This window comes from Agromyces sp. NPDC058126 (assembly GCF_042884595.1).
Taxonomy (GTDB): Bacteria; Actinomycetota; Actinomycetes; order Actinomycetales; family Microbacteriaceae; genus Agromyces.
The window spans coordinates 440204-463248 of the sequence record NZ_JBHVTS010000004.1; the positions used below are offsets into that span (position 1 = coordinate 440204).

Consider the following 23045-nt stretch of genomic DNA (forward strand, 5'->3'; position numbering starts at 1 on the left):
TTGGCACGCGGCGCCCGGGTCGTCGTCGTCGGCTCGCTGAACGTCGACGCCACGAGCTACGTCGAGCGGTTCCCCGAACCCGGCGAGACGGTGACGTCGCGCACGTTCCGAACCGCGCTCGGCGGCAAGGGCGCGAACCAGGCGGTGGCCGCCCACCTGGCCGGCGCCGAGGTCGAGCTCGTCGCGCGGGTCGGCGACGACGCGAACGCCGCGCTCGCGTTCGGCGTGCTCGAACGTCTCGGTCTCGCGACCGGGGGCGTCGGGCGGGTCGCGGATGCCCCGACCGGCGTCGCGCAGATCACGGTCGCCGATTCGGGCGAGAACACGGTCATCGTCACGGGCGGGGCGAACCTCGCACTCGATCCGCAAGCGCTCGACACCGAGCGCGCAAGCCTCGCCTCGGCCGCGCTCGTGCTGAGCCAGGGCGAGCTCCCGATCGCGACGATCGAGCGCCTCGCCGAGCACTGCACGGCGCTCGGCGTGCGGCTCGTCGTGAACCTCGCACCGCCCGTCGCGGTCTCCGCCGAGGCGCTCGCGGTGTGCGACCCGCTCGTCCTCAACGAGCACGAGGCGCGGGCCATCGGCATCGGCTCGGAGGTCCCGGTCGGCGCACCGCTGGAGGAGTGGCGCTCGCATGCGGCCGCCGCGGTCGGCCGGGTCGCGCGATCGGTGGTCGTGACACTCGGTGCGATGGGCGCGGTCGGGGCGTCGCTCGAGGGCGACTGGGCGGAGCCCGCGCCCGAGGTCGTCGCCGTCGACACGACGGGGGCGGGCGACTGCTTCACGGGCACCCTCGCGGCGTTCCTCGCCGAAGGTCGAGGACTCGCCGATTCGATGCGCATCGCCGTGGTCGCCGGCGCCCTCGCCGTGCAGGCGCGCGGCACGGTCGACTCGTACGCCCCACGCGCGGCGGTGCTCGCCGCCGCGCAGCTCGACGACGAAGGAGCCTCGCCCGCATGACCCTGCCCGTGATCGTCGACTGCGACCCCGGACACGACGACGTCTTCGCCCTCTGGCTCGCCGCGGGGCATCCGGCCCTCGACCTTCGCGCGGTGACCACTGTCGGCGGCAACGTCGCGCTCGAGCACACGAGCCGCAACGCCCGCGTCGCGCTGAGCATCGCCGGGGTCACGGGGGTGCCTGTCGCGGCGGGCGCCGCCGCCCCGCTCGTGCGCGAGCTCGAGACGGCCGAGTGGATCCACGGGGAGAACGGCCTCGGCGGCCCCGAGCTGCCCGAGGCGACGGTGCCGCTCGAGGCGCGCGGGGCGACCGAGCTCATCGCCGACACCCTGCTGGCTGCGGAGGAGCCCGTCGCGATCATCGCGACGGGTCCGCTCACGAACGTGGCGATCCTGCTGCGCGATCGTCCCGAGCTGGCGGCGCGCATCGCCCGGATCGTCTGGATGGGCGGCTCGACGGAGCGCGGCAACGCCACCCCCTACGCCGAGTTCAACGCCTGGGTCGACCCCCACGCGCTCGACCTCGTCGTGCGCAGCGGCGTCGACTTCACGATGGTCGGGCTCAACGTCACTCATCGGGCGCTCGTGACGCAGTCGGTGCGCGACCGCCTCTCGGCGACGGGCACCCGCACGGCCGCGTTCGGTGACGAGCTGCTCGAGTTCTTCTGCCGCACGAACGACGAGGTGTTCGGCATGCCCGACGGGCCGCTGCACGACCCGGTCGCGGTCGCGGTGCTCGTCGCCCCCGACGTCGTGACGCTGCGGCGCACGCGCCTCGACATCGAGCTCACGGGCACCGAGACGCTCGGCGCGACGAGCGTCGATTTCGACGGGATGCTCCGCCGCGAGCCCAATGCGCACGTCGCCGTGGACCTCGACGTCGAGCGGTTCTGGGGCCTCGTCGAGACGGCGGTCGCCCGCCTCGCCTGAGCGGCCGGTGCGTCGGCGGACCCCGCCGTGCGCCCGGTGCGCCCGGTGCGCCGTCAGGGGCGGAGGAGCTCGGTGATGGCCTGCTTCGCGTCGTCGAGGCGGTCGGCGCCGAGCGCCGTCGCGTAGGACTCCTCGATCGTCGCCACGATGCGCAGGCACTCGGCGAGTGCGCGTTCGCCCCGGGGGGTCGCCACGATGAGTCGCGCCCGGCGGTCGGCGGGGTCGTTGTGCCGGGCGAGGTAGCCCCCGGCTTCGAGGTCGTCGACCAGTTCGCCCATCGCCTGCGGCGTCATGCCGGCCTGGGCGGCGAGCTGGCCGAGACGGAGCGCCGTGCCGTCGAGCGCGCTCAGCAGCACCGAGTGGCGGACCCGCAGCTCGGGATACCCGGCGAGGGTCAGCTGTTCGAAGACCTCGTTCTCGAACTCCTTGGCCAGGCGCGCGGCGAGCATCCCGAGTGGAATTGCGTGCTCCTGAGCCATGCCCTCAACGGTAGTCGAGCGAAGATTCATCAGGTAGCCTGTCGATCAGGTACCCTTATTAATTGACTGGAGCGAACATGATCAGCGTCGGCACCCCGATTCCGAACCTCGACCTGCTCGACAGCTCGGGCCGGCCGCAGCGCCTCCGCGACCAACTCGGGGCGGGCGGCCTGCTCGTCTTCTTCATGCGAACCGCGAGCTGCCCGATCTGCAACGCGCACGTCCGCGACCTCGAGCGGCACGCCGACGAGCTCGCCGCACGCGGCGTGCGCGTGCTCCTCGTCGTGCCCGAGAGGCCTGACGAGGCCGAGGCCTGGCGGCTGCGGCGAGGCATCCCGTTCCCTGTCGTGACCGGCGGGTCGGGTACGGCGCACGAGGAGGTCGGGCTCACGCGCCGCGTCTTCGGGGTGATGCGGCAATCGGGCACCCTGCTGATCGACGGCACCGGGATCGTGCAGTACGCGCTCGGATCCACGCTGCCGACCGGTGCCTACGACCGCACCGCGATCATGAGGGCGGTCGAGGCCCTGTCGCCGGTCGACCCCATGCCCGACGTCGACCGCGAGACGGAGGAGCGTGCGCCCGCGGCCGGATCGGACAGCTGAGCAGACGGTCGCCGCGGGGTAGCCTCGGGAGGGTGACTGCACTCGACGGAGTCGGAGCCGCCCGCGATGAACTGGCCGCGCTCGCGCGCGACGCCCGGCTCTTCGCCGATTGGCCGGTTGACGAACGGTTCGGCGACGTCGAGCTGCGCGACGCGGCCGTGCTGATCCTCTTCGGAGTGCTCGACGACCTTCCGAGCGATCATGCCGCGCAGGACCGTGCGGTCTCCCGCGACCTCGACGTGCTGCTGCTCGCGCGTGCAGAGACCCTGCGATCGCACGCCGGGCAGGTCGCCTTCCCCGGCGGACGGCTCGACCCCGAGGATCGCGGGCCGGTCGACGCCGCGCTCCGCGAGGCGCGCGAGGAGACCGGGCTCGACACCACCGGGGTCGAAGTGCTCGGTGCGCTGCCGTCCATCCCGGTGCCGTACTCGGGGCACCTCGTGACGCCGGTGCTCGGCTGGTGGCGGGCGCCGTCGCCCGTCGGGGTCGTCGATGTCGCCGAGTCATCGGCGGTGTTCCGCACGCCGGTCGCCGACCTCGTCGATCCTCGCAACCGGGTCACGACGGTCGCCCGCCGAGCCGGGCAGGAGTGGCGAGGGCCGGGGTTCCTGCCGACGGTCGACGGGCAGCGGCACCTCGTGTGGGGTTTCACCGCGCTCGTGCTCGACCGCATGCTCGACCGGCTCGGCTGGGCCGAGCCGTGGGACCCGGCGCACGAGTTCGAGCTCACGCCCTGAGCTCGACGCGCTGACCGTAGACTCGGGGGACTTCGACGGAGAGGCGGCATCATGGACTGGACCGGCTGGCTGCTGATCGGGGTCATCCTCGTGGCGTGGGTGCTGCCGCAGTGGGCGTTCTCGCTCCGGCGCGGATCGGAGAAGATCCGGGGGCGCAACCGCGAGGCCGCCGACGGCATGCTGGAGGTCGAGCGCGACAAGGCGCGAGGCGGGTTCTGGACGACGTTCGGCGGTTGACGGACTTGTCTTAGCTGAGGAATCCTCATTGCCTTTCGTGGGAGAGTCGGAGTAGCTTCGGTGCGAGGGGTGGTCGAGATGGACTGGACATTCTGGGTCGGGCTCGGCGTGATCGTCGTGGTCTGGGTGGTCGTCAAATGGGCGTTCTCAGCGCGTCGCACCTCGGAGAAGGCGCGAGGGCGCAACCCCGAAGCGGCCGACGGTGTTCTCGATGCCGAGCGCGCGAGGGAGCAGGCGAAGGATCAGTCGAAGCACGGGCCGACCGGTTTCTGAGCCCGGCACGCGGCGCTCGTCCTGAGGTTCTGTCGCCGCGCGCGGTTCAGGCGAGCGATCGGATGACCCGCGCGAGACGCGCGACCGCCTCGTCGACGAGCGCGTCGGAGAGGTTGCCGTAGCCGAGGACGAGTGCCTCGGGCGAGGCCTGCGCGCCGGTCGCGCGGTAGCGCGCGAGGTCCGAGACCGCGATGCCGTGCTCGGCCGCGGCGGCCGAGACCTCGACGGCGCGCACCCCCGGCGGCAGCGCGAGCACCGCGTGCATGCCTGCGGCGATGCCGGTCACCTCGAGCGCGGGCAGTTCCCGGTCGAGCGCGGCGAGCAGCGCCGTGCGCCGGCGCTTGAACCGGCCGCGGGCCGCTCGGAGGTGTCGTTCGAGGTCGCCCGATTCGATGAATCGCGCGAGCGCCGCCTGCTCGAGCGTCGAGGGCCGCGGGCGCTCCGCGAGCCGCACCCGCTCGCGGAGCGTCGCGGGAAGGAGGGCCCAGCCGAGTCCGTACGCCTGCGCCATCGACTTCGAGAGCGAGCCGACGAGCACGATGCGCTCGGGAGCGAGGCTCTGCAGGGCGGCGATCGGGCGCCGGTCGTAGCGGAACTCGGCGTCGTAGTCGTCTTCGATCAGCACGCCGTCGACCTCGCGCACCCAGCGCACGATCGCGTCGCGTCGCGCCGGCGACAGCGCCGCGCCGAGCGGGAACTGGTGCGCAGGCGTGATGAGCGCGGCGCGGGCGCCCGTTCTGGCCGCGGCCGCGACGAGCCGGTCGACGTCGATCCCGTCCCCGTCGACCGGCACCGGCACGGGGGTGAGGCCGGCCGCGGCGGCGACCTCGCGAAGGCGCGACCAGCTCGGATCCTCGACGATGATCGATCGGTGCCCGGCGGCGTGGAGCCCGGCCACCACCGCGGTCATGCCGTCGGTCGCGCTGTGCGTGATCACGACGTCGTCGGGCGCGGCGACGGCACGGCGCGACCGGGCGAGGTAGTCGGCGACCGCCGTACGCGCGGTCGGATGCCCCAGCCGATCGACGACCGCCAACTCGGCATCGGGCAGCACCTCGAGGGCGTGCCGCACGGCGGCCGCCCATCGCGCGCGAGGCGCGTGCCGCAGGTCGGCGACGCCCGGCCCGAGGTCGTACGGCGGTCGCCGGTACTCGGGGCGCAGCCCAGCATCCCGCGCTGCTCCTGCAGGAGAATGGGCTCCATGGTCTGCTGAGGGCGTGCCTCGCGTCAGATCTCCTGCAGAAGCAATCGCGGTGGTGGGCACCCGCGTGCTCGAGCCCACCGTCGCCTCGAGGAAGCCCTCAGCGACGAGCTGCCCGTACGCCTCGGTGACGACCCACCGCGAGACGCCGAGCGTCTCGGCGAGGCCCCGGCTCGGCGGCAGCGCCGCCCCGGCGGGGGCTCGCCCGCTCGTGACGGCGTCGCGGATGGCGCGCTCGAGCCGATCGCGCAGCGGCTCGGGTCCCGGGCCGAGGTCGAGGAGGGTCTCCCAGGCGAGGGAGGGGCCCGGCGCGGGGCGGGAGCGAGGCATCCGGTCGCCTCTCGATTGGTCTGGTGAACGTTGTCGTGATTGGAGTGTATGCCCGAACCGATCGATTCCTACGCTGGACGACGTCACCCACACCAACGGAGGAACATCCCATGCGATACCGCACGATCGGCAACGGCCGCACGAGCTTCGACGTCTCGACGATCTGCCTCGGCACCATGCAGATGGGCACCAAGATCGACGAGGCGACCTCGTTCGCGATCCTCGACCGCTTCGTCGAGGCCGGCGGCACCTTCATCGACACCGCCAACAACTACAGCTTCTGGGACGGCGGCTACGGCCGCGACAGCGAAGACCTCCTCGGCCGCTGGCTGACGTCGCGCGGCGTGCGCGACCGGCTGCGCATCGCCACGAAGCTCGGCGCTGCCAAGGCCGACCCGGCGCTGCCGCTCTCGAACACGCCGCCGACGAACTTCCAGGGGCTCGGTGCGGCGACGATCGACTGGGAGGCGCGCGAGAGTGCGAAGCACCTCGGGGTCGACCACCTCGACGTCGTCTACGGGCACGTCGACGACCTCGAGACCCCGCTCGCCGAGACCGTCGGCGCCTTCGGCGCGCTGCAGGAGGAGGGACTCGTCGGCGTCGCCGGCATCTCGAACGTCGCCCTCTGGCGCATCGTCGAGGCGCGCGAGGAGGCGATCCGCCAGGGCATCGCCCCCTACGGCCTCGTGCAGCAGCAGTACAGCTACGTCTACCCCGCGCCGAAGCTCGGCCGGCAGAACTTCGTGACGCCCGAGCTGCTCTCGTACGCGGCATCCACGGGGGTCGACGGCCGCCCGCCGCTCGCCGTGACGGCCTACTCGCCGCTGCACCAGGGCGCGTTCACCCGGAACGACAAGAAGCTCTGGGGCGGCGTGAACCACCCGACCACGCACGCGCGCATCGCGCTGCTGCGCGAGGTCGCCCGCGACGTCGGCGCGACGCCGAACCAGGTCGCGCTCGCGTGGCTGCTCGGGCGCGAGGTGCCCGTGATCCCCGTGGCGGGGCCGTCGAGCGTCGCGCAGCTCGAGGAGGTGCTCGGCGCGGCCGAGCTCGACCTCGACCCCGAGGTGCGGGCGCGGCTCGACGCGGACCCCGAGGAGGCGCCGCTCGCGGCGTAGGGCGCGGCGTGCTCGCGTCGCGAGCACGCCGGGTCGAGCTGGGCGGTGTCAGTCGCCCTGCTCGACCTCTTCCTCCGCGTCGGCTGCGTCGTCCGCATCGTCGAGCTCGTCTTCGTCGGTCGCGGCGACGCTCAGCACCTCGATCTCGAGGTCCTCGTCGAGCTGCGCGTAGATCACGAGGCCCGCGTACTGCGTCGGCGCCTCGTAGACGAGCACGAGGGTCGCGTCGCTCGACACGATCGCGCCCTGCAGCTCGACCTCGTCGGCGAGCTCGGTGTAGTCGTCGTCGGTCGCCTCCTGCTCGCCGCCCTCGAACTCCGAGTCGACGAGCTCGCGCACGATCTCCTGCTCGAGGCGGTCGAGCTGCTCGGCCGTCAGCGGGGTGAGCGCGCGCTGCGCGGTGGCGAGCATCACCGCGGACTCGAGCTCCTCGCCCTCGTCGAGGGCGAAGAGGACGGCGACCTGGCGGTCGCCGGGGAGGCTGACGACGGCGCTGAGCTCGCCGTCCTCGTCGAGGTCGATGTCGGTGAGTTCGATCATGGTGCTGTCCTTCGGGTGAAGCGGTTCGGGGTTGCTGCGGTCAGAGTTCGGTCTCGGCGGGGTCGCCGACGAGCTCGGAGACGCCCGACAGGATCTCGTCGGGCCGGAACGGGTACTTCTCGATCTCGGCCTGATCGCTGATGCCGGTGAGCACGAGCACGGTGTGCAGGCCGGCCTCGATGCCCGCGACGATGTCGGTGTCCATGCGGTCGCCGATCATGGCGGTGTTCTCGGAGTGCGCACCGATCTTGTTCAGCGCCGAGCGGAACATCATCGGGTTCGGCTTGCCGACCACGTACGGCTCCTTGCCCGTCGCCTTCGTGATGAGTGCGGCGATCGCGCCGGTGGCCGGCAGCGGACCGTCGGCGCTGGGCCCCGTGGCATCGGGGTTCGTGACGATGAAGCGCGCGCCGGCATCGATCAGCCGGATGGCCTTCGTGATCGCCTCGAACGAGTAGTTGCGCGTCTCGCCGACGACGACGAAGTCGGGGCTCGTCTCGGTCATGATGTAGCCGGCGTCGTGCAGCGCCGTCAGGATGCCGGCCTCGCCGATCACGAACGCCGAGCCGCCCGGCAGCTGCTGCTTGAGGAAGTCGGCCGTCGCGAGCGCGGAGGTCCAGATGCGGTCTTCGGGCACGTTGAGCCCGCTCGACCGCAGCCGCGCCGAGAGGTCGCGGGCGGTGAAGATGGAGTTGTTCGTGAGCACGAGGTACGGGGTGCCCGCGTCCTCCCACTGCTGCAGCAGCTCGGCGGCGCCCGGCAGGGCGTGGTTCTCGTGCACGAGCACGCCGTCCATGTCGGTCAGCCAGCACTCGACTTCGTCACGTCGTCCCATGGGTCAAGCCTAGGCCGCACACGTGACCGGGCCGCGTCGCCGCGGTTACCGGTGCGAGTCGCCCGCACTGGCCGCGCCGGGGTCGGAGGACTATCGTGACGCCTATCGAGGAGGGAGCGTGCCGTGGACGGAACGTTCTGGATCGGACTCGGCGGCATCGTCGGGATCGCCGTCATCTCGGTCGTGGTGCTCCTGATCGTGCGGGCGCGAGGGAAGCGACTCCCGGCGGAGCCCTGGCGCGACCAGGCGAGGGCCGAGGCGGAGCAGCTCAGGGAGCAGGGCCGCCGCGACGGCTACGTCGGGTGAGGCGGCGGCGAGCCCACGCCTATCCCGCCGCGTCCGCGCCGAGCGCGGCGATCACGTCGGCGACGAGCTGCACCTCGCTCGGCTCGTCGTCGACCTCGGGCGTGAAGCCCATGCGCACGACGACGAGGTCCTCCGACGGCACGACGATGACCTTCTGACCGTCGTGGCCGGACGCGTAGTACGTGTCCTCGGGAAGCTCGGGCCAGCGCAGGCTGCCGTCGGCGAGCACGTTGACCCGCCAACCCATGCCGTAGCCGGGGTCGTCGGTCGCGTCGACCGGCAGGACCTCGAGGCTCTTCGCCATCCAGTCGGCGGGAAGGAGCTGCTCGCCGTTCCATTCGCCGTTCTGCAGCGCGAACTGGCCGATCGCGGCCCAGTCGCGCGGCGTCGCCCAGAGGTACGAGGAGCAGACGGGCGTGCCGGCCGCGTCGGGCTCGAACGTCGCCGACGAGAGTCCGAGCGCGCCGAGCAGCGTCTGCCGCGGCAGGCCGGCGCCGAGGCCGGTGCGCTCCGCGAGGACCCCGCAGAGCAGCGTCGTCGACCCGCTCGAGTACTCCTGCACCGTGCCGGGCGTGCTCTCGAGGGGGAGCCCGGCCACGTAGCCGGCCATGTCGCCCTCGTTGTAGAGCATCTGCGTGATCGGGGTGCCGAGGTCGTACGTCTCGTCCCATTCGAGGCCGCTCGTCATCCTGAGCAGCTGCTCGACGGTGATGTCGGCGCGCTCGTCGCTCCACTCGGGGCGGAGGCCGGAGTCGTCGAGGGCGACCTCGCCCTGCTGCGCGAGCATGCCCGTGATGAGGCTCGTGGCGCTCTTCGACATCGACCAGCCGAGCTGCGGCGTCTCGGCGTCGAAGCCGTGGGCGTACCGTTCTGCGACGAGCTCGCCGCCCTTCGCGACGACCACGCCGCGGGTGCCGAGCGCTGCGGCATCGGCTTCGGAGAGCTCATCGCCGAACGCGGCGGCGAGTGCGGCGTCGAGCGCGTCGGACGGCGCCGGCACCGAGGCATCCGTGAACGGGTTGCCCTCGGCGGTCACGGTCGACGCCTTGCCGAGCTCGGGGGCCTCGCTCGCGAGCGTGCAGCCGAAGCCGGGCGTGAACCAGGCCTTCTGGGCGGCGAGGAGGCCGAGCAGCGAACCGGTCGTGACGGCCTCGTCGCGGTCGACGTCGACCTGGAGGTAGGGCACGAGCGGGTTCGACGGCAGGTCGCTCGCCGGGTCGTCGCGGCCCGCGACCTCGGTCACCGCGCAGGCGTTGTGCGCCGCGTACCCGGTGCCGGTGCGCAGCATCGGACGCTGCCACCAGTAGACGGCGACGGCACCCGCCACGAGAACGAGCACGATGACGAGGAGGACGACCAGTGTCCTGCGGAGAATGCGCACCGCGGGATGCTAACAGCGCCGCAACCGTTTTCACTCATCAACTGGGGAAATCCACGGCGGAACGGGTCGATCGATGTGCGCGTTCGACGATCGCCGACGGTGCCGGCCGCGGGGATGAGCTCTCAGTCGCGAACGGCGGCGACGGCTTCGACCTCGACGAGCTGCCCCTCGTAGCCGAGCACCGTGACGCCCAGCAGCGTGCTCGGGGCATCGTGCTCGCCGAAGGCGGTGCGCACGACCTCCCACGCGGTGCCCAGGTCGGCACGATCGCTCGACGCGACGAGCACGCGAGTGCTGATGACGTCCTCGATGCGCGCACCCGCGTCGGCCAGTGCCGTCCGAAGGTTCTCGATGCATTTCGCCGCCTGGGCGGCGATGTCGCCGAGACCGGCGGTGGAGCCGTCCTCATTCAGCGGGCATGCTCCGGCGAGGAACACGAGCCGCGCATCGGCCGGTGCCGTCGCAGCGTAGGCGTACGGGGTGTCCGCGAAGAGCGAGTCGGAACGGATCAGGGTGACCTCGGTCATTCGACCTCCTGGTTCAGGGGTGGACGCGGGTCGGCCCGGAGCGACGCATCGGGCGGGCTGCCGTCAGCCGGTGACCCAGATCTCGGCGGCGGCGGCGGTCGTGAGTTCGACCGGGGATGCCTCGGCCGGCACCGCCTTCGCACCGCCGGCGCCGTGCGGCGCGAGTCTGATGCGCACGCGCTCGCCGGAGGCATCCGCCGATTCGACGGCGACGGCGATGCCGGGCGCGACGCCCGCGGCGGCGAGCGACCGCAGCACCTCGGGGTCGCGGTCGCTGATCCGCAGCACGCGACCGGTGTGGCCGGCGGCCGCCTCGTCGAGGCGCACGAACGGCTCGACGGCGAGGGAGCCGTCGGCGGCGGGGATCGCGTCGCCGTGCGGATCCCTGGTGGGGCGGCCGAGCCGCACGTCGATCGCCTCGAGGAGTCGGTCGCTGAGGGCGTGCTCGAGCACCTCGGCCTCGTCGTGCACCTCGTCCCACGCGTAGCCCATCTCGTGCACGAGCCAGGTCTCGATCAGGCGATGGCGCCGCACCACCGCGAGTGCGCGCACGCGACCCTCGTCGGTGAGGCGCAGTGGACCGTAGGGCACGTGCGAGACCAGCCCGGCCGCGGCCATCTTCTTCACCATCTCGGTGACGCTCGACGGGGCGACGCCGAGCTTTCCGGCGAGCGCCGAGGGCGTGATCGGCTCGGGCTGCCATTCGGTGTGCGCGTACACCGTCTTCAGGTAGTCCTCGATCGCGGGGTTCTTGCTGGCTGGCATCGGCCCCAGCCTAGCCGCGGCGGGCCCGGCGCGACCGGGTGCGCGCGCGGGTCAGACGCGGGCGAGCCGATCGATGTCCTCGAGGAACGCGGTCGCGGTCTCGGGCGAGACCGTCGTGCGGGTGCCGGCGATGGCCTCGAGGTAGTCGGCGGTGCTCGGGCCGGCCGGGTCGGATGCCACGCCCGACGCCTGGCCCGAGGCATCCGAACCCGCCGCACCGTTGTGCACGGCGACCTCGAAGGCCCGCTGCGAGGCGCTGCGCGCCGCGAACTCGATGTCGGCGGGCGAGAACCCCGCGGTGCGCTCGACGAGCAGGGCGAGGTCGACGGCGTCGGCCACCTGCTCGGGCACGTAGCGCTGCCAGATCGCGTGCCGGGCCGCCTCGTCGGGCAGCCCGATCGGGATCACATAGTCGAACCGGCCGTGCCGGAGGAAGGCGCTGTCGAGCGCGCGGATGAAGTTCGTCGCGCACACGAGGAGGCGCCCCGGCTGCTCGCGGAACGCGGGGATGATCTTCAGCAGCTCGTTCGTGACGCCCTGCAGCGGCGACGGCGGCTCGCCCGAGCGCTGTGCCGCGATCTCCTCGACCTCGTCGATGAACACGACCGCGTGCTCGAGCTCGGCGATCTTCGTGAACGTGTCGCGCAGTGCGCCCGCGAGGCCGCCCGGCTCGGCGGCGAGCCGCGATGGGAACACCTCGACGAACGACCACTCGAGCCGCGAGGCGATCGCCTTCGCGAAGGTCGTCTTGCCGGTGCCGGGCGGACCGAACAGCACGACCGCCCGCGGCGGCACCACGCCGTAGCGCTCGGCGAGGTCGGGTTCGGCCAGCGGCAGCACGAGGCGCTGCTCGAGGATCTCCTTCTCGCGGCGCATGCCCGCGACCGACTCCCAGAGGGTGCGGGGCAGCAGGCGCCCGCCGAGCTCGGCGAGCGAGCTCAGCTCCTGCCGCTGCACGGGGATGCGACGTTCGAAGTAGCGGAGCTGGTGCTTGAGCTCGAAGCCCTGGTTGGCGAACGCGTCGACGCGGCTCTCGTTCTCGGGGATGAGGGCCGAGAGCTTCGTGAGGCCGTGCGGCGCCATGCGCTTCTCGAGGGCGGCGAGCATCGCCGAGCCGATGCCGCGGTGACGCCAGTCGTCGGCGATCGCGAAGAACACGACCCAGCCCTGGTCGTGCGCGGCCCGGCCGACGGCGGCGCCGACGACCTCGTCGGCGTGCACCGCGACGACGGCGTGGTCCATCTGGCAGGAGGCGATGACCTCGCTGAGGTCGTAGACGGGCTCGTGCGACGACTGCCGCTGCTCCTCCCAGAGGTGCAGGATGCCGTCGAGGTCGTCGTTGTGGAACTCGCGCAGCCGCCAGCCGGTCATGATGTCCTCCATCCGTGGGTTCCAGCAGCGTAGGTGACGACCCGAGGGCGGATGCTTGTGTGACGTCCTCCGCGGCGGAAACTCTTGCAAGAGTTGCCGCGATGGAAAGTTCTGCGGCAGTTCTGCGGGAGGCGCGCAGAGCGGTCCCACTCGTGGCGCGCGCCCGCCGCAAGTCCCTCGCCGACTACGCCCCGGTGAACACCAGCCAGAGCAGCACGCCGTTCAGCGTGATGAGGAACACCGAGGCCGCGATGCCCGCCGCGGTCGTCGCCCAGTGGTTGCGCCAGCGGCCGAGCACCCCGGCCTTCGCGGTGAGCGAGACGAGCGGGATGAGCGCGAACGGGATGCCGAACGACAGCACGACCTGGCTGAGCACGAGCGAGAGGGTCGGGTCGAAGCCGAGCCAGAGGATCGCGAGGGCCGGCACGAGCGTCACGAGCCGGCGGAGGATGAGCGGCACCCGCACGTGCAGCAGGCCGTACATGATCTCGGCGCCGGCGTACGCGCCGACCGAGGTCGAGGCGAGCCCCGAGGCGAGGAGGCCCACCGCGAAGAGCGTCGCGATGGCGGGGCCGAGCGCCACGCCGAGCGCGGCGTACGCGCCTTCGAGGCTGTCGGTGCCCTCGACTCCCGAGAGGTTCACGGCGGCGAGCAGCAGGATGCAGAGGTTCACCGTGCCGGCGATCGCCATCGCGATCGAGACGTCCCAGCGGGTGGCGCGCACCAGCACGTCGGTCGGCACGTGGGTCGCGGTGCCGGGCGCGAGCTCGGGCGCGGCGTCGGTGCCGCGGCGGATGCCGAAGCCGTGCCAGGCGGTCCGGCGGGCCGCAGCTGTGCCGGGTCCCTGCCCCACGGCCTTCGCCTGCTCGCCGCGTCGCGTCGCGAAACGGTCGCGCGAGAGCGCCGAATGCGCGTAGATCGCGTGCGGCATGATCGTCGCGCCGAGAATGGATGCCGCGAGCAGCACCGAGTTCGCGTCGGCGAAGCGCGGCACGAGCCCCCCGAGGAGACCGGCGGGGTCGGGGGGAGCGACGAAGACGCCGACGGTGAAGCCGATCGCGATGATCGCGAGGAGGCCGATGATGACGAACTCGAAGGTGCGGGGCCCCCGCCGCGACTGCAGCACGAGCAGCCCGATCGAGACGGCGCCGGTGATGAGCCCGCCCCAGATCAGCGGCACGCCGAACAGCAGGTTGAGGGCCACGGCGCCGCCGATGACCTCGGCGAGGTCGGTCGCCATGGCGACGAGCTCGGCCTGCAGCCAGTAGGCGCGGCGGCCCCAGCGGTTGCGGATGCGCCCGCCGAGCACCTCGGGGAGGCTGCGGCCGGTGACGATGCCGAGCTTCGCCGACAGGTACTGGATGAGCCAGGCCATCACGTTGCCGAGCACGACGACCCAGACGAGCAGGTAGCCGTACTGGGCGCCCGCGGTCATGTTGCTCGCGACGTTGCCGGGGTCGAGGTAGGCGACGCCCGCGACGAGCGCGGGGCCGATCAGCCAGGCGACGCGGGGCACGGAGGCATCGCGTGCCCGCCGCCCGCCGGCGGCGGCATTCGGAGCGGCGGCGGTGGCGTCGGGGGTGGCGGTCTCGTCGTCGAGCGTTTTCGGCATACCGAAAACCTATCAAGATTTCGGCGCACCGAAAAGTGCTCGACGCCGTATCGTTGAACAGGGGAGTGCATGATGCTGCGTCGATTGATCGGGCGAACCCGCTCGCGGTCCGAAGAGGCGTCGCCCGGAGCGGACGACGACCCGTACGCGCTCTACCTCCGCTGGGTCGAGGCCGGCCGCCCGCCGCTCGAGGAGGCTGAGCCGACTGGGCGACCCGACTTCGCAGGTGACCCCGACGACCTCGCGATGGACGACGAGGCGGTCGACGACCCGGCCACGGCCGCGCCGCGTCGAGCCGCCACGACGCCGACCGCCGCCGCGACGCCGAGCGGGGGCCACGTCAACGCCACCGGTGCCGGCGCAGCGATCACGCCGCCCCGGCGCGGGTTCTGGCCGTTCCGCCGGCGCTGACGCCGCCGCTTGCTGCAGACGCCGCCGCCGACGCGGACGCCCGACCCCACGCCCGCGACGTGCACGGGTAGCGTTGCGGGTGTGAGTGACGAGGTCGGCCCCGAGGCATCCGAACCCGAGGCGACCCTGCCGCAGCACGGCGTCGGCCCGTGGCCCGGTGGCGAGGCCGAGTGGCCCGACGACCCGCGCTACGACCCCGAGCTGCTCGCCGCGGGCGACAGCCGCAACGTCATCGACCGCTACCGGTACTGGCGCATGGAGGCGATCGTCGCCGACCTCGACGAGCGCCGGCACGGTTTCCACGTCGCGATCGAGAACTGGCAGCACGACATGAACATCGGCTCGATCGTGCGCACCGCCAACGCGTTCGCCGCCGACACCGTGCACATCATCGGCCGCCGCCGCTGGAACAAGCGCGGCGCCATGGTCACCGACCGCTACCAGCACGTCGAGTACCACCCGGATGTCGCGGGGTTCGTCGAGTGGGCGAGGGCCGAGCAGCTCCCCGTGATCGCGGTCGACAACGTCGAGGGTGCGGTGCCGATCGACGCGTTCGCCTGGCCCGAGCGCTGCGTGCTGCTGTTCGGCCAGGAGGGCCCTGGTCTCTCGGCCGAGGCTCAGTCGGCCGGCGACATCGTGGTCGAGATCACCCAGTACGGGTCGACCCGCTCACTCAACGCCGCCGCCGCGGCAGCGATCACGATGCACTCGTGGGTCCTGGCGCACGCCCGCCCGGCAGCCCCAGGCGACGGAACTGCTCCGCTTGCAGCACGCTCCACGGACTGAGCAGGAACGGCGCCCGCTCGGCCGTCTCGAGGAACGCCGCGGGCTCCACCCAGGCCCACGAGAGCACCTCGTCGGGGTCGGGTCGCGGGTCGCCCGCCAGCTCGGCGAAGTACACCGGGCAGTGCTCGTGCTCGACCATCCCGCCCGGATCGACGGCGCGGTAGCGGAAGTCGGGCAGGACCGGGCGGATGTCCCGGGCCTCGACGCCGAGCTCCGAACGGACCCGCCGGGCGACCGCCGCGACCGGATCCTCGCCTGGGCGCGGGTGCCCGCAGCACGCGTTCGTCCACACCCCGGGCCACGTCGCCTTCGAGAGGGCGCGTCGGGTCAGGAGCATCCGCCCCCGTTCGTCGAACAGGTAGCAGGAGAACGCGAGGTGCAGCGGCGTGTCGGGGCCGTGGACGAGCGCCTTGTCGAAGGTGCCGATGGGGGTGCCGTCGTCGTCGAGGAGCACGACCTCGTCGGCCGCGGTGACGATCGGGCCGGTCACGGTGCGGCCGCCGGTTCGGGCACTCCGGCGGCCTCGAGCACGAGCTCGCGCACGCTCGCCGCCGGCACGAGCTCGGGGGCGTCGCCCCAGAACGGCAGCGCGGCGTCGGAGCAGATGATGAGCGGGGTGTCGTCGGCCGAGGTCGGGAGCCGGCCGTGTGTGCCCCGCACATGCGACGGGTCGAGCGGCACGACGTTCATCGCATAGCGCAGCCCGAGCTTCTTGCGCACGAGCCCCATCGCCGCGCGGACCTTCGCCGACGGGTCGGCCGGGTCGAAGAACAGCTCGGCGGGGTCGTAGCCGGGCTTGCGGTGGATCTCGACCCCGCGGGCGAAGTCGGGGGCGCGCTGGTCGTCGAGCCAGTAGTAGTACGTGAACCAGGCGCCGGGCTCGGCGACGAGCACGAGTTCGCCCGACCGCTGGTGGTCGAGCCCGAACCGGGCCTGCTCGGCGCGTCCGAGCACTTCGTCGACCCCCTCGAGCAGGCTCAGCACGTCGCGCACCCGCGGCACGTCGGCGGGGTCGCGGACGTAGACGTGCGCGACCTGGTGGTCGGCGACGGCGAAGGCGCGCGAGGTCATCGGATCGAGCAGTTCGCGGCCCTGCTGCTCGTGCACCTCGAGCAGGCCGGCCCGTCGGAGCGCCCGGTTCACGTCGACCGGACGGTCGGCCGGGGCGATGCCGTACTCGGCCACGGCCACGACGGTCGCACCGGCGGCGATCGCGTCGTCGAGGAGCGGCGCGAGCACCGCGTCGAGCTCCGCCGCGGCGCGATCGGCCTCGGGGGAGTCGGGGCCGAAGCGCTGCAGGTCGTAGTCGAGGTGCGGCAGGTAGGCCATCACGAGGTCCGACGACTCCGTGCGCAGCACCGAGCGGGTGGCCTCGACGATCCACCGCGTCGAGGCGATCGACGCCGTCGGCCCCCAGTAGGTGAAGAGCGGGAACCCGCCGAGCTCGCCGGTCAGGCGGTCGTGGAGTTCGGGCGGCCGGGTGTAGCAGTCGGGCGACTTCCGTCCGTCGGCGTGGTACACGGGGCGCGGGGTGACGGTGAGGTCGGTGGTCGCCCCCATCGCGTACCACCAGCAGACGTTCGCCGTCGTGAAGCCGGGCTCGCGGCGGCGGGCCGTCTCCCACACCTTCTCGCCCTCGACGAGCGCGTTGTGCTGGCGCCACAGGTTCACCTCGCCGATGTCGCGGTGGTACCAGCCGTTGCCGACGATGCCGTGCTGCGCCGGAGCGAGGCCGGTGAGCATCGTCGATTGCACGCTGCAGGTGACGGCCGGCAGCACCGTGCCGAGCGAGGCCGAGGCCCCGCCGGCGGCGAGGGCCCGCAGCCTCGGCATCTGCGCGAGCGCACGCGAGGTGAGGCCGACGACGTCGAGCAGCAGCACCCGGGTCATGACGCCACCCGCTCGGCGGCGACTCCGGCGAGCTCGGCCACGGCCCAGCGCAGCTCCGCGGCGATGCCGGCGACGAGGTCGCCGGCCCCGCCGGGCAGCACGGTCCAGGTGTACGTCTCGACGTCGAGGTGCGTCTCGTCGCCGTCGGGCAGCTCGCGGACCGCCTCGACCGCCCGGCGCAGCACCTCGGTGGTCGAGCCGAGCGGCGCGGCGGGCGCGAGGTGCAGCGGCACGTGGAAGTGCACCCGCCAGGGGCCGTCGGTGCGCAGGCGGTCGAGCGCGTCGGGCAGGTCGTCGACACGCAGCACCGCGCCGTCGGCGGCGAGGGCACGGGTCTGGTGCAGGTAGCGCGGCTCGGCGAACGCCTCGAGCGCCGCCCGGGCGGCCTCGTCGGCGGGATCCTCGACGTGCAGGGCGGCCGAAGCCTGGACCTTCGGGATGCGCAGGCCCGCGCGCCGGATGCGGCGCACGGCCTCGACGGGGTCGGCGAAGGAGGCGGCCAGATGGCACGTGTCGAGGCAGATGCCGACGAACTCGGGGTCGATGCGCGGCGGCGCGGCGAGATCGCCGTCGACCGGATCGAGGTCGATGGGGGCGCCGATGCGGGGCGCCAGCCAGTCGACGACGTCGTCGACGGTGTCGAGCACGCAGCCGGGCTCGGGCTCGATCGCCAGTCGAACCGTGCGACCCGTGCGCTCCCGCAGCTCGCGCAGGCCGGCCGCGACGCGTGCGAGGGCGGCCGTCGCCAGGTCGTCGTCGTCGGCCGTCCACGGCGAGCGCCAGCCGAGGGGGAGGGTCGAGATGCTGCCCACGGCGCCCTCGGGCAGGAGCTCGGCGAGCACCTCGGCGCAGTCGAGCGTGTAGTCGGCGCGCCTCGGGTCGGTCCAGTCGGGCCGGTAGACGTCGCGCTTCACGACCTCGGCGTGGAACGCCGTGTACGGGAAGGCGTTCACTGTGCGCACCTCGAGCCCCTCGGCCGCGAGCGCCGCGGCGAGCCTGGCGCGGGCCTCGGGATCGCGTGCGAGCCGGCCCGCGAGGGGCGCCGGCAGCCAGAGCCCGACGCCGAGGCGGTCGAGCCCCGCAGCGCGCCGAGCCGGTCCGGCGTAGCGGGCGAGCTGCTCGATCACCCCGTCGAGGTCCTCGGCCGGGTGGACGTTCGTGCAGTACGAGAGCTCCATCAGGCCGGCACCCCCCTGAGCACCGAGTTGCCCTCGAACAGCGGCGACGCGGGCGCGGCGGGCGCCGTGGCATCCGCCTCGCCCTCGAAACCCGGCACCGGCTCGAGGTTGAGCCGGCCGCTCTGCCCGTAGAACGCGACCGGATTTCGCCAGAGCACGAGGTCGACGTCGTCGTCGTCGAACCCGGCGTCGAGCATCGCGTGCGCCGTCGCGAGCGTCTTCAGCGGATCGGAGTGCCCCCAGTCGGCGGCGCTGTTGGCGAGCATGCGCTCGGTGCCGTACTCGCGCAGGATCGCGACGAAGCGATGCTCGTCCATCTTGGTGTCGGGGTAGATCGAGAAGCCCATCCAGCAGCCGCTGTCGGCGACGTCGGCCACCGTCGTCTCGTTGAGGTGGTCGACCAGCACGAGCTCGGGGGCGAGGCCCGACTCGCGCACGACGTCGAGCGTGCGCCGCGTGCCCGACGCCTTGTCGCGGTGCGGGGTGTGCACGAGCGCCGGCAGGCGGTGCTGCAGCGCGAGCTCGAGGTGCCGGGCGAAGACCTCGTCCTCCTCGGGTGTCATCGAGTCGTAGCCCGTCTCGCCCACGGCGACCACGCCGTCCTTCGCGAGGTAGCGGGGCAGCACGTCGAGCACCTCGCGGCAGCGCGGGTCGTTCGCCTCCTTCGGGTTCAGCGCGATTGTGGCGTGGTGGCGGATCCCGTACTGCGCCGCGCGGAATCGCTCCCAGCCGATGAGCGAGTCGAAGTAGTCGGTGTAGCTGCCGACGTTCGTGCGCGGCTGCCCGAGCCAGAACGAGGGCTCCACGAGGGCGCGCACGCCGGCGTCGTACATCGCGCGGTAGTCGGTCGTGGTGCGCGAGCTCATGTGGATGTGCGGGTCGAAGATGCGCATGTCAGTCCTCCTGGGGGCCCGCCGCGGCGAGCCGGGTCATGTCGTCGGTCACGGCCCGCCCCGCCGCGCGACGCTCGGCGACGAGGCCCGCGGCCATGCGGGCGAGTTCGGCGTCGGCGCGACGGTCGAGGGCGGCGACGACGTCGAGCGGGATGCCCATGAACAGGGCCTTGAGCACGCCGTGACGCCACGTGTGCTGGTCGAGGTGCTCGGCTGCGAACGGGCCGAGCGCGGCGGCGACGAGCCGCGGGTCGTTCGTGCGCAGTGCCTCGGCGACGAGGCGCAGGCCGGTCTCGACGAGCGGGCCGGGCGCGCCTGCGGTCGCGGGCGCCGTCCCGTCCGCGGCGAGCCCGGCGAGCCCGACGAGCCCGGTGAGCTCGGCCGCACCGAGCCCGCGGAGCACGCCGCGCTGCTCGGCGTCGTCGCCGTAGCGGTACAGCTCGGCGAGCTCGGCGGCCGCGCCGTCAGCGGGCAGCGTTCGCGCCAGCGCGACCACGAAGCGCTCGCGTGCGAGGTCGTCGACCGTGCCGTGCCGGTACCCGTGCGGGTCGGCGTCTGGGTCGATCGGGCCGCGACCGGCCTCGCGGCCGGCAGCGGGGAACAGTTCGGCGATGCGCGCGGGGTCGGCGGTGATCGCCGCCTCGCCGGCTCGGACCCAGGTGTCGTTCATCGTGCCTCCCAGGCGTCGTGGAGTGCGGACATGGAGCGTGCGGCGACGCCCGGCGCGTCGTGCGAGTGGCGGGGGAGCTCGAGGGCCGCGAGTCCGCGGTAATCGAGCTCGTCGAGCGTGCGCAGGGCCGCCGCCAGGTCGAGGGCGCCGTGCCCGAGTTCGAGGTGCTCGTGCGCGGCGGGGAGCATGTCGTCGACCTGCACGTTGCGCAGCAGCGGGCCGGCGGCGCGCAGGGCGCCGACGACGCCGTCGGGCTCGACGACGACGCAGTGGCCGAGGTCGACGGTGAGGCCGAGCGCCTCGGGCTCGCCGAGGTCGGCGTGCAGCGCGAGCGCGTCGGCGACGGTCTCGACGAGCATGCCGGGCTCGGGCTCGAAGGCGAGCGGCACCCCGGCGGCGGCGGCATCGGCGACGATCGGGGCGAGGCGCTCGCGCAGCCGATCGCCGGCCCGGTCGGCGGCGACGCCATCGGGCAGGACCCCTGACCAGAGCGAGACGCAGTCGGCGTCGAGCACCGCGGCGAGCTCGATCGCGCGGCGCAGGAACGCCTCGCGGGGCGCGGCATCGTCGTCGAGGAGGTTCGGCCGGTGCTTGCGGGACGGATCGAGCAGGTAGCGGGTGCCCGTCTCGACGACGACCCGCCAGCCGAGGTCGTCGAGGCGCTCGCGGAGTCGGGCGGCTGCAGCCGGTGCGTCGGGGGCGAACGGATCGAGGTGCGGGTGGCCGAGCGTGAGCGCGAGGCCGCGGTAGCCGAGCCCGTCGAGCACCGTGACGGCGTCGTCGAGCGGGTGGTCGGCGAACCCGTTGGTGCCGTAGCCGACGGCGAATCCGGCACCGGGCAGCGCGCCGCTCACGTGACGTCCCCGCGGAGGCGGCGGCCGGCCCGCCCACGGAGGCGGATCACGGCGTGCACGGCCATCAGCCCGAGCGCGACGATGGGCGCGCCGCTGCGGGCGACGAGCGCGGCCTGGAGCGGCACCACCGCGCCGATGCCGCTGCGGGTCGCGTCGCGCACCCGCTCGGGCGTGGGATCCTCTGCGGCGGCGAGCTGGCCCGGCACCGCGGCGGCGAGGTAGGCGGCGGACCCCACCGCGCCCGCGGCGCGCGCGAGCGTGCTGCGGACCTCGGGGGCCGTCGCGTCGACCGCGGCGGCGGCGGCTCCGGTCGCCGCGAACGCGAGCCCCGTGTCGGTGCCGTTGCCGCCGTGCACCTCGCCCCGCGACAGGGCGGTCACCCCGGCCGTGTGCGCGGCGATCGCGAGTGCGGCGGGCAATGCGCGCGGCGAGCCGCCCGCCCCCATGAGCACGTCGAGGCCGCGGCAGGTCGCCATCGCGAGGGGACCTGCGGCGGTCGGCTTCGCGACCACGTCGTAGGCGACGACGGATGCCACGAGCGGAACCGCGACCGCGAGCGAGCGCCGACCGCCGCCGGCCGCGGCGAGCGCGAGGCCGACCGCGCCGAGGCCGGCCGCGATCGCGAGAGCCCGGCGCGGGCTGACGCGCCCCGACGGGATCGGCCGCTCGGGCCGCTCGACGCCGTCGAGGTCGCGGTCGGCCCAGTCGTTGAGCGCCATCCCGCCGCTGTAGATCGCCGCCGAGGCGAGCGGGAGCAGCCAGCCGCGCCGAGTGAACCCCCCTGCGGCGGCGTGCGCGCCGACCGCCGAGTCGCCGAGCACGGTGAGCGCCGCCGGCGCCCGCACCAGCTCGAGCACGTCGCGGACGGTCGTCACGGCCGCGCGCCCGCCGGGACGGGTGCGGCGACCGGGCCGGCGACGCCTGAGGCCAGCCGGGTCGTGGCGTCGTCGACCCACGATCGCAGGGCGGCCGCCTGGTCGGCGAACGCGTGCACCTCGCTGCCCCACGGATCCTTGAAGAAGCCGCCGAGGGCGGGCACCACGCCGCGGATGCCGGCGGCGCCGGCGAGCGACAGCAGCCGTGCGAGGTCGATGACGAGCGGCGCGGCGAGCATCGAGTCGTACGCCGTCCACGTGGTCTGGAGCGTGATGCGCGACGACAGGAAGCCCTCGGCGTGCACGTGGTCCCACGCGGTCTTGACGTCGCCGAGGTCGGGGACGTTGTCGATGTGCAGCGGCGCGACGACGTGCTCGCCGACGAGGCTGCGCAGCCCTCGGGTCTTCGACGCGAGCTTGCTGCGCACCGCCTCGGGGTCGGCGAGGGTCTGCCCGTCGCCGCCGCCGAGCAGGTTCGTGCCCGCCCAGGACAGCACGCGCATGCCGCGTTCGGTGAACATCGGGCCGAGCACGGTGCGGAGCAGCGTCTCGCCGGTCTTGCCGTCCTGCCCGGCGAACGGGATGCGCGGCTCGGCGATCGACCGCAGGGCGGGCAGGGCGAGCCCGGCCGAGGGGGTGAAGCAGGCGTACGCGGCCCCGGCCTCGACCGCCGCGAGTGCGGCGATCGAGCTGGGCGGCAGCAGCGCGAGGCCGGGGTCGGCGAGTGCGGCGGCGAGTGCCTCGGCGTCGTGGAACTCGGGCCGGTCGTCGGGCAGCGCCTCGGTGGAGGAGACATCCACGACCGTGACGTGCGCGAGGCCGTGCCGCTCGCGGAAGGCGACGATGTCGCTCGCGAGCCGGTGCACCGCGTCGCCCTGGCCGCCCGGCTGGGCGACCGGGTCGTACCCGGGGCGGATCTCGGCGTCGGTGCCGGCCAGCGCCTCGCGCACCGCGGCGACGACCGCCGGCGGCAGCATGCCCGACGCGGCGAGGGCCTCGGCGCGATCGACGAGCGGCGTCGTGCTCACATCGTGCCCGCCGAGCACGATCTCGCCGAACCCGGGCAGCGGCGCGCCGGCGAGGGCGGGGCCGGCGGTGGTGCAGCCGGTCGCCGGGGCGACGCCGGCGGCGATGGCGTGCACGCCGACCGCGACCGTGGTCGCGACCGAGCCGCGTGCTCCGATGAGCCAGAGGCCCACGCGCCCTCGGTTCCACGTCGGTGCCGCAGCGGTCTGCTGCTGGGCGGGAGTCGGCTCCATGTCGGTCTCCTTCGGTCGGGGTC

27 protein-coding genes are annotated in these 23045 nt (G+C 73.5%); 10 read left to right on the forward strand and 17 right to left on the reverse strand.

Annotated elements, in window-relative coordinates; all coding sequences use genetic code 11:
• Positions 1-960 (forward strand): ribokinase, encoded by a 960-nt coding sequence (locus ACFVTR_RS14675; protein ID WP_387038404.1) that lies wholly within the window; start codon positions 1-3, stop codon positions 958-960.
• Positions 957-1889 (forward strand): nucleoside hydrolase, encoded by a 933-nt coding sequence (locus ACFVTR_RS14680; RefSeq protein ID WP_387038407.1) that lies wholly within the window; start codon positions 957-959, stop codon positions 1887-1889. The genes ACFVTR_RS14675 and ACFVTR_RS14680 overlap by 4 nt, the downstream gene beginning before the upstream one ends.
• 53 nt (positions 1890-1942) lie before the next feature.
• On the opposite strand, the gene ACFVTR_RS14685 is transcribed toward ACFVTR_RS14680, so the two are convergent.
• Positions 1943-2368 (reverse strand): MarR family winged helix-turn-helix transcriptional regulator, encoded by a 426-nt coding sequence (locus ACFVTR_RS14685; RefSeq protein WP_387038409.1) that lies wholly within the window; start codon positions 2366-2368, stop codon positions 1943-1945.
• A gap of 62 nt (positions 2369-2430) precedes the next feature.
• On the opposite strand from ACFVTR_RS14685, the gene ACFVTR_RS14690 reads away from it, so the two are divergent.
• The 4 genes from ACFVTR_RS14690 (at position 2431) to ACFVTR_RS14705 (ending at position 4220) form a co-directional block, all read left to right on the forward strand.
• Positions 2431-2973, forward strand: a complete 543-nt coding sequence (locus tag ACFVTR_RS14690) for a peroxiredoxin family protein (RefSeq protein WP_387038411.1) — start codon at positions 2431-2433, stop codon at positions 2971-2973.
• Positions 2974-3005: 32 nt separating this feature from the next.
• The gene (locus ACFVTR_RS14695; protein ID WP_387038413.1) at positions 3006-3710 is read left to right on the forward strand and encodes an NUDIX hydrolase; all 705 of its coding nucleotides are present in this window, start codon (positions 3006-3008) and stop codon (positions 3708-3710) included.
• 51 nt (positions 3711-3761) lie between these two features.
• The gene (locus ACFVTR_RS14700; RefSeq protein WP_387038414.1) at positions 3762-3947 is read left to right on the forward strand and encodes a hypothetical protein; all 186 of its coding nucleotides are present in this window, start codon (positions 3762-3764) and stop codon (positions 3945-3947) included.
• A gap of 69 nt (positions 3948-4016) precedes the next feature.
• Positions 4017-4220: a hypothetical protein gene (locus ACFVTR_RS14705; protein ID WP_387038416.1), complete on the forward strand. Its 204-nt coding sequence runs from the start codon at positions 4017-4019 to the stop codon at positions 4218-4220.
• 46 nt (positions 4221-4266) lie between these two features.
• Here ACFVTR_RS14705 and ACFVTR_RS14710 read toward each other — a convergent pair whose 3' ends face one another.
• Entirely contained in the window at positions 4267-5751 is a 1485-nt protein-coding gene (locus ACFVTR_RS14710; protein ID WP_387038418.1) for a PLP-dependent aminotransferase family protein, read from the reverse strand.
• A gap of 110 nt (positions 5752-5861) precedes the next feature.
• Between ACFVTR_RS14710 and ACFVTR_RS14715 the strand changes: the two genes are divergently transcribed.
• A complete protein-coding gene (locus tag ACFVTR_RS14715; RefSeq protein ID WP_387038420.1) occupies positions 5862-6869 on the forward strand; it encodes an aldo/keto reductase in 1008 nt (335 codons plus the stop codon).
• A gap of 48 nt (positions 6870-6917) precedes the next feature.
• On the opposite strand, the gene ACFVTR_RS14720 is transcribed toward ACFVTR_RS14715, so the two are convergent.
• Both ACFVTR_RS14720 and ACFVTR_RS14725 read right to left on the reverse strand, forming a co-directional pair.
• Positions 6918-7409, reverse strand: coding sequence for a hypothetical protein (locus ACFVTR_RS14720; RefSeq protein WP_387038422.1), 492 nt, complete (start codon positions 7407-7409; stop codon positions 6918-6920).
• Positions 7410-7449: 40 nt separating this feature from the next.
• Positions 7450-8244, reverse strand: a complete 795-nt coding sequence (locus ACFVTR_RS14725; protein WP_387038424.1) for an HAD-IIA family hydrolase — start codon at positions 8242-8244, stop codon at positions 7450-7452.
• A gap of 123 nt (positions 8245-8367) precedes the next feature.
• On the opposite strand from ACFVTR_RS14725, the gene ACFVTR_RS14730 reads away from it, so the two are divergent.
• Entirely contained in the window at positions 8368-8550 is a 183-nt protein-coding gene (locus tag ACFVTR_RS14730) for a hypothetical protein (RefSeq protein ID WP_387038426.1), read from the forward strand.
• A gap of 19 nt (positions 8551-8569) precedes the next feature.
• Here the strand turns inward: ACFVTR_RS14730 and ACFVTR_RS14735 are convergent, their stop codons facing one another.
• The 5 genes from ACFVTR_RS14735 to ACFVTR_RS14755 all read right to left on the reverse strand — a co-directional run bounded on the left by ACFVTR_RS14735 (position 8570) and on the right by ACFVTR_RS14755 (position 14206).
• Positions 8570-9931: a serine hydrolase domain-containing protein gene (locus ACFVTR_RS14735; RefSeq protein WP_387038428.1), complete on the reverse strand. Its 1362-nt coding sequence runs from the start codon at positions 9929-9931 to the stop codon at positions 8570-8572.
• A gap of 122 nt (positions 9932-10053) precedes the next feature.
• Positions 10054-10458: a RidA family protein gene (locus ACFVTR_RS14740; protein WP_387038430.1), complete on the reverse strand. Its 405-nt coding sequence runs from the start codon at positions 10456-10458 to the stop codon at positions 10054-10056.
• A gap of 63 nt (positions 10459-10521) precedes the next feature.
• Complete coding sequence (locus ACFVTR_RS14745; RefSeq protein WP_387038431.1) at positions 10522-11223, reverse strand: metal-dependent transcriptional regulator; 702 nt, start codon at positions 11221-11223, stop codon at positions 10522-10524.
• Positions 11224-11274: 51 nt separating this feature from the next.
• The gene (locus tag ACFVTR_RS14750; RefSeq protein ID WP_387038433.1) at positions 11275-12594 is read right to left on the reverse strand and encodes an ATP-binding protein; all 1320 of its coding nucleotides are present in this window, start codon (positions 12592-12594) and stop codon (positions 11275-11277) included.
• Between the two features lie 184 nt (positions 12595-12778).
• Positions 12779-14206: an Nramp family divalent metal transporter gene (locus tag ACFVTR_RS14755; RefSeq protein ID WP_387038435.1), complete on the reverse strand. Its 1428-nt coding sequence runs from the start codon at positions 14204-14206 to the stop codon at positions 12779-12781.
• 84 nt (positions 14207-14290) lie between these two features.
• Between ACFVTR_RS14755 and ACFVTR_RS14760 the strand changes: the two genes are divergently transcribed.
• A complete protein-coding gene (locus ACFVTR_RS14760) occupies positions 14291-14617 on the forward strand; it encodes a hypothetical protein (protein ID WP_387038437.1) in 327 nt (108 codons plus the stop codon).
• 81 nt (positions 14618-14698) lie between these two features.
• Positions 14699-15403: a TrmH family RNA methyltransferase gene (locus ACFVTR_RS14765; RefSeq protein ID WP_387038439.1), complete on the forward strand. Its 705-nt coding sequence runs from the start codon at positions 14699-14701 to the stop codon at positions 15401-15403.
• On the opposite strand, the gene idi is transcribed toward ACFVTR_RS14765, so the two are convergent.
• The 8 genes from idi to ACFVTR_RS14805 are packed head-to-tail and all read right to left on the reverse strand — an operon-like array spanning position 15315 to position 23022.
• Complete coding sequence (idi, locus tag ACFVTR_RS14770; RefSeq protein ID WP_387038441.1) at positions 15315-15893, reverse strand: isopentenyl-diphosphate Delta-isomerase; 579 nt, start codon at positions 15891-15893, stop codon at positions 15315-15317. The genes ACFVTR_RS14765 and idi overlap by 89 nt on opposite strands.
• On the reverse strand, positions 15890-17293 hold the full coding sequence (locus ACFVTR_RS14775) for an alkaline phosphatase family protein (protein ID WP_387038443.1): 1404 nt from the start codon (positions 17291-17293) through the stop codon (positions 15890-15892). The genes idi and ACFVTR_RS14775 overlap by 4 nt, the downstream gene beginning before the upstream one ends.
• Complete coding sequence (gene eboE, locus ACFVTR_RS14780) at positions 17290-18471, reverse strand: metabolite traffic protein EboE (RefSeq protein ID WP_387038444.1); 1182 nt, start codon at positions 18469-18471, stop codon at positions 17290-17292. Before eboE ends, ACFVTR_RS14775 begins: the two co-directional genes overlap by 4 nt.
• Positions 18471-19364, reverse strand: a complete 894-nt coding sequence (locus ACFVTR_RS14785) for a TatD family hydrolase (protein WP_376943235.1) — start codon at positions 19362-19364, stop codon at positions 18471-18473. Before ACFVTR_RS14785 ends, eboE begins: the two co-directional genes overlap by 1 nt.
• Before the next feature lies 1 nt (position 19365).
• Positions 19366-20034 carry an EboA domain-containing protein gene (locus tag ACFVTR_RS14790; RefSeq protein ID WP_387038445.1) on the reverse strand — a complete coding sequence of 223 codons (669 nt, stop codon included), beginning with the start codon at positions 20032-20034 and terminating at the stop codon, positions 19366-19368.
• Positions 20031-20888: a sugar phosphate isomerase/epimerase family protein gene (locus ACFVTR_RS14795; RefSeq protein ID WP_387038448.1), complete on the reverse strand. Its 858-nt coding sequence runs from the start codon at positions 20886-20888 to the stop codon at positions 20031-20033. Before ACFVTR_RS14795 ends, ACFVTR_RS14790 begins: the two co-directional genes overlap by 4 nt.
• Positions 20885-21763 carry an SCO3242 family prenyltransferase gene (locus tag ACFVTR_RS14800; protein ID WP_387038450.1) on the reverse strand — a complete coding sequence of 293 codons (879 nt, stop codon included), beginning with the start codon at positions 21761-21763 and terminating at the stop codon, positions 20885-20887. The genes ACFVTR_RS14795 and ACFVTR_RS14800 overlap by 4 nt, the downstream gene beginning before the upstream one ends.
• Positions 21760-23022: an inositol-3-phosphate synthase gene (locus ACFVTR_RS14805; protein ID WP_387038451.1), complete on the reverse strand. Its 1263-nt coding sequence runs from the start codon at positions 23020-23022 to the stop codon at positions 21760-21762. Before ACFVTR_RS14805 ends, ACFVTR_RS14800 begins: the two co-directional genes overlap by 4 nt.
• Between the last annotated feature and the right edge of the window lie 23 nt (positions 23023-23045).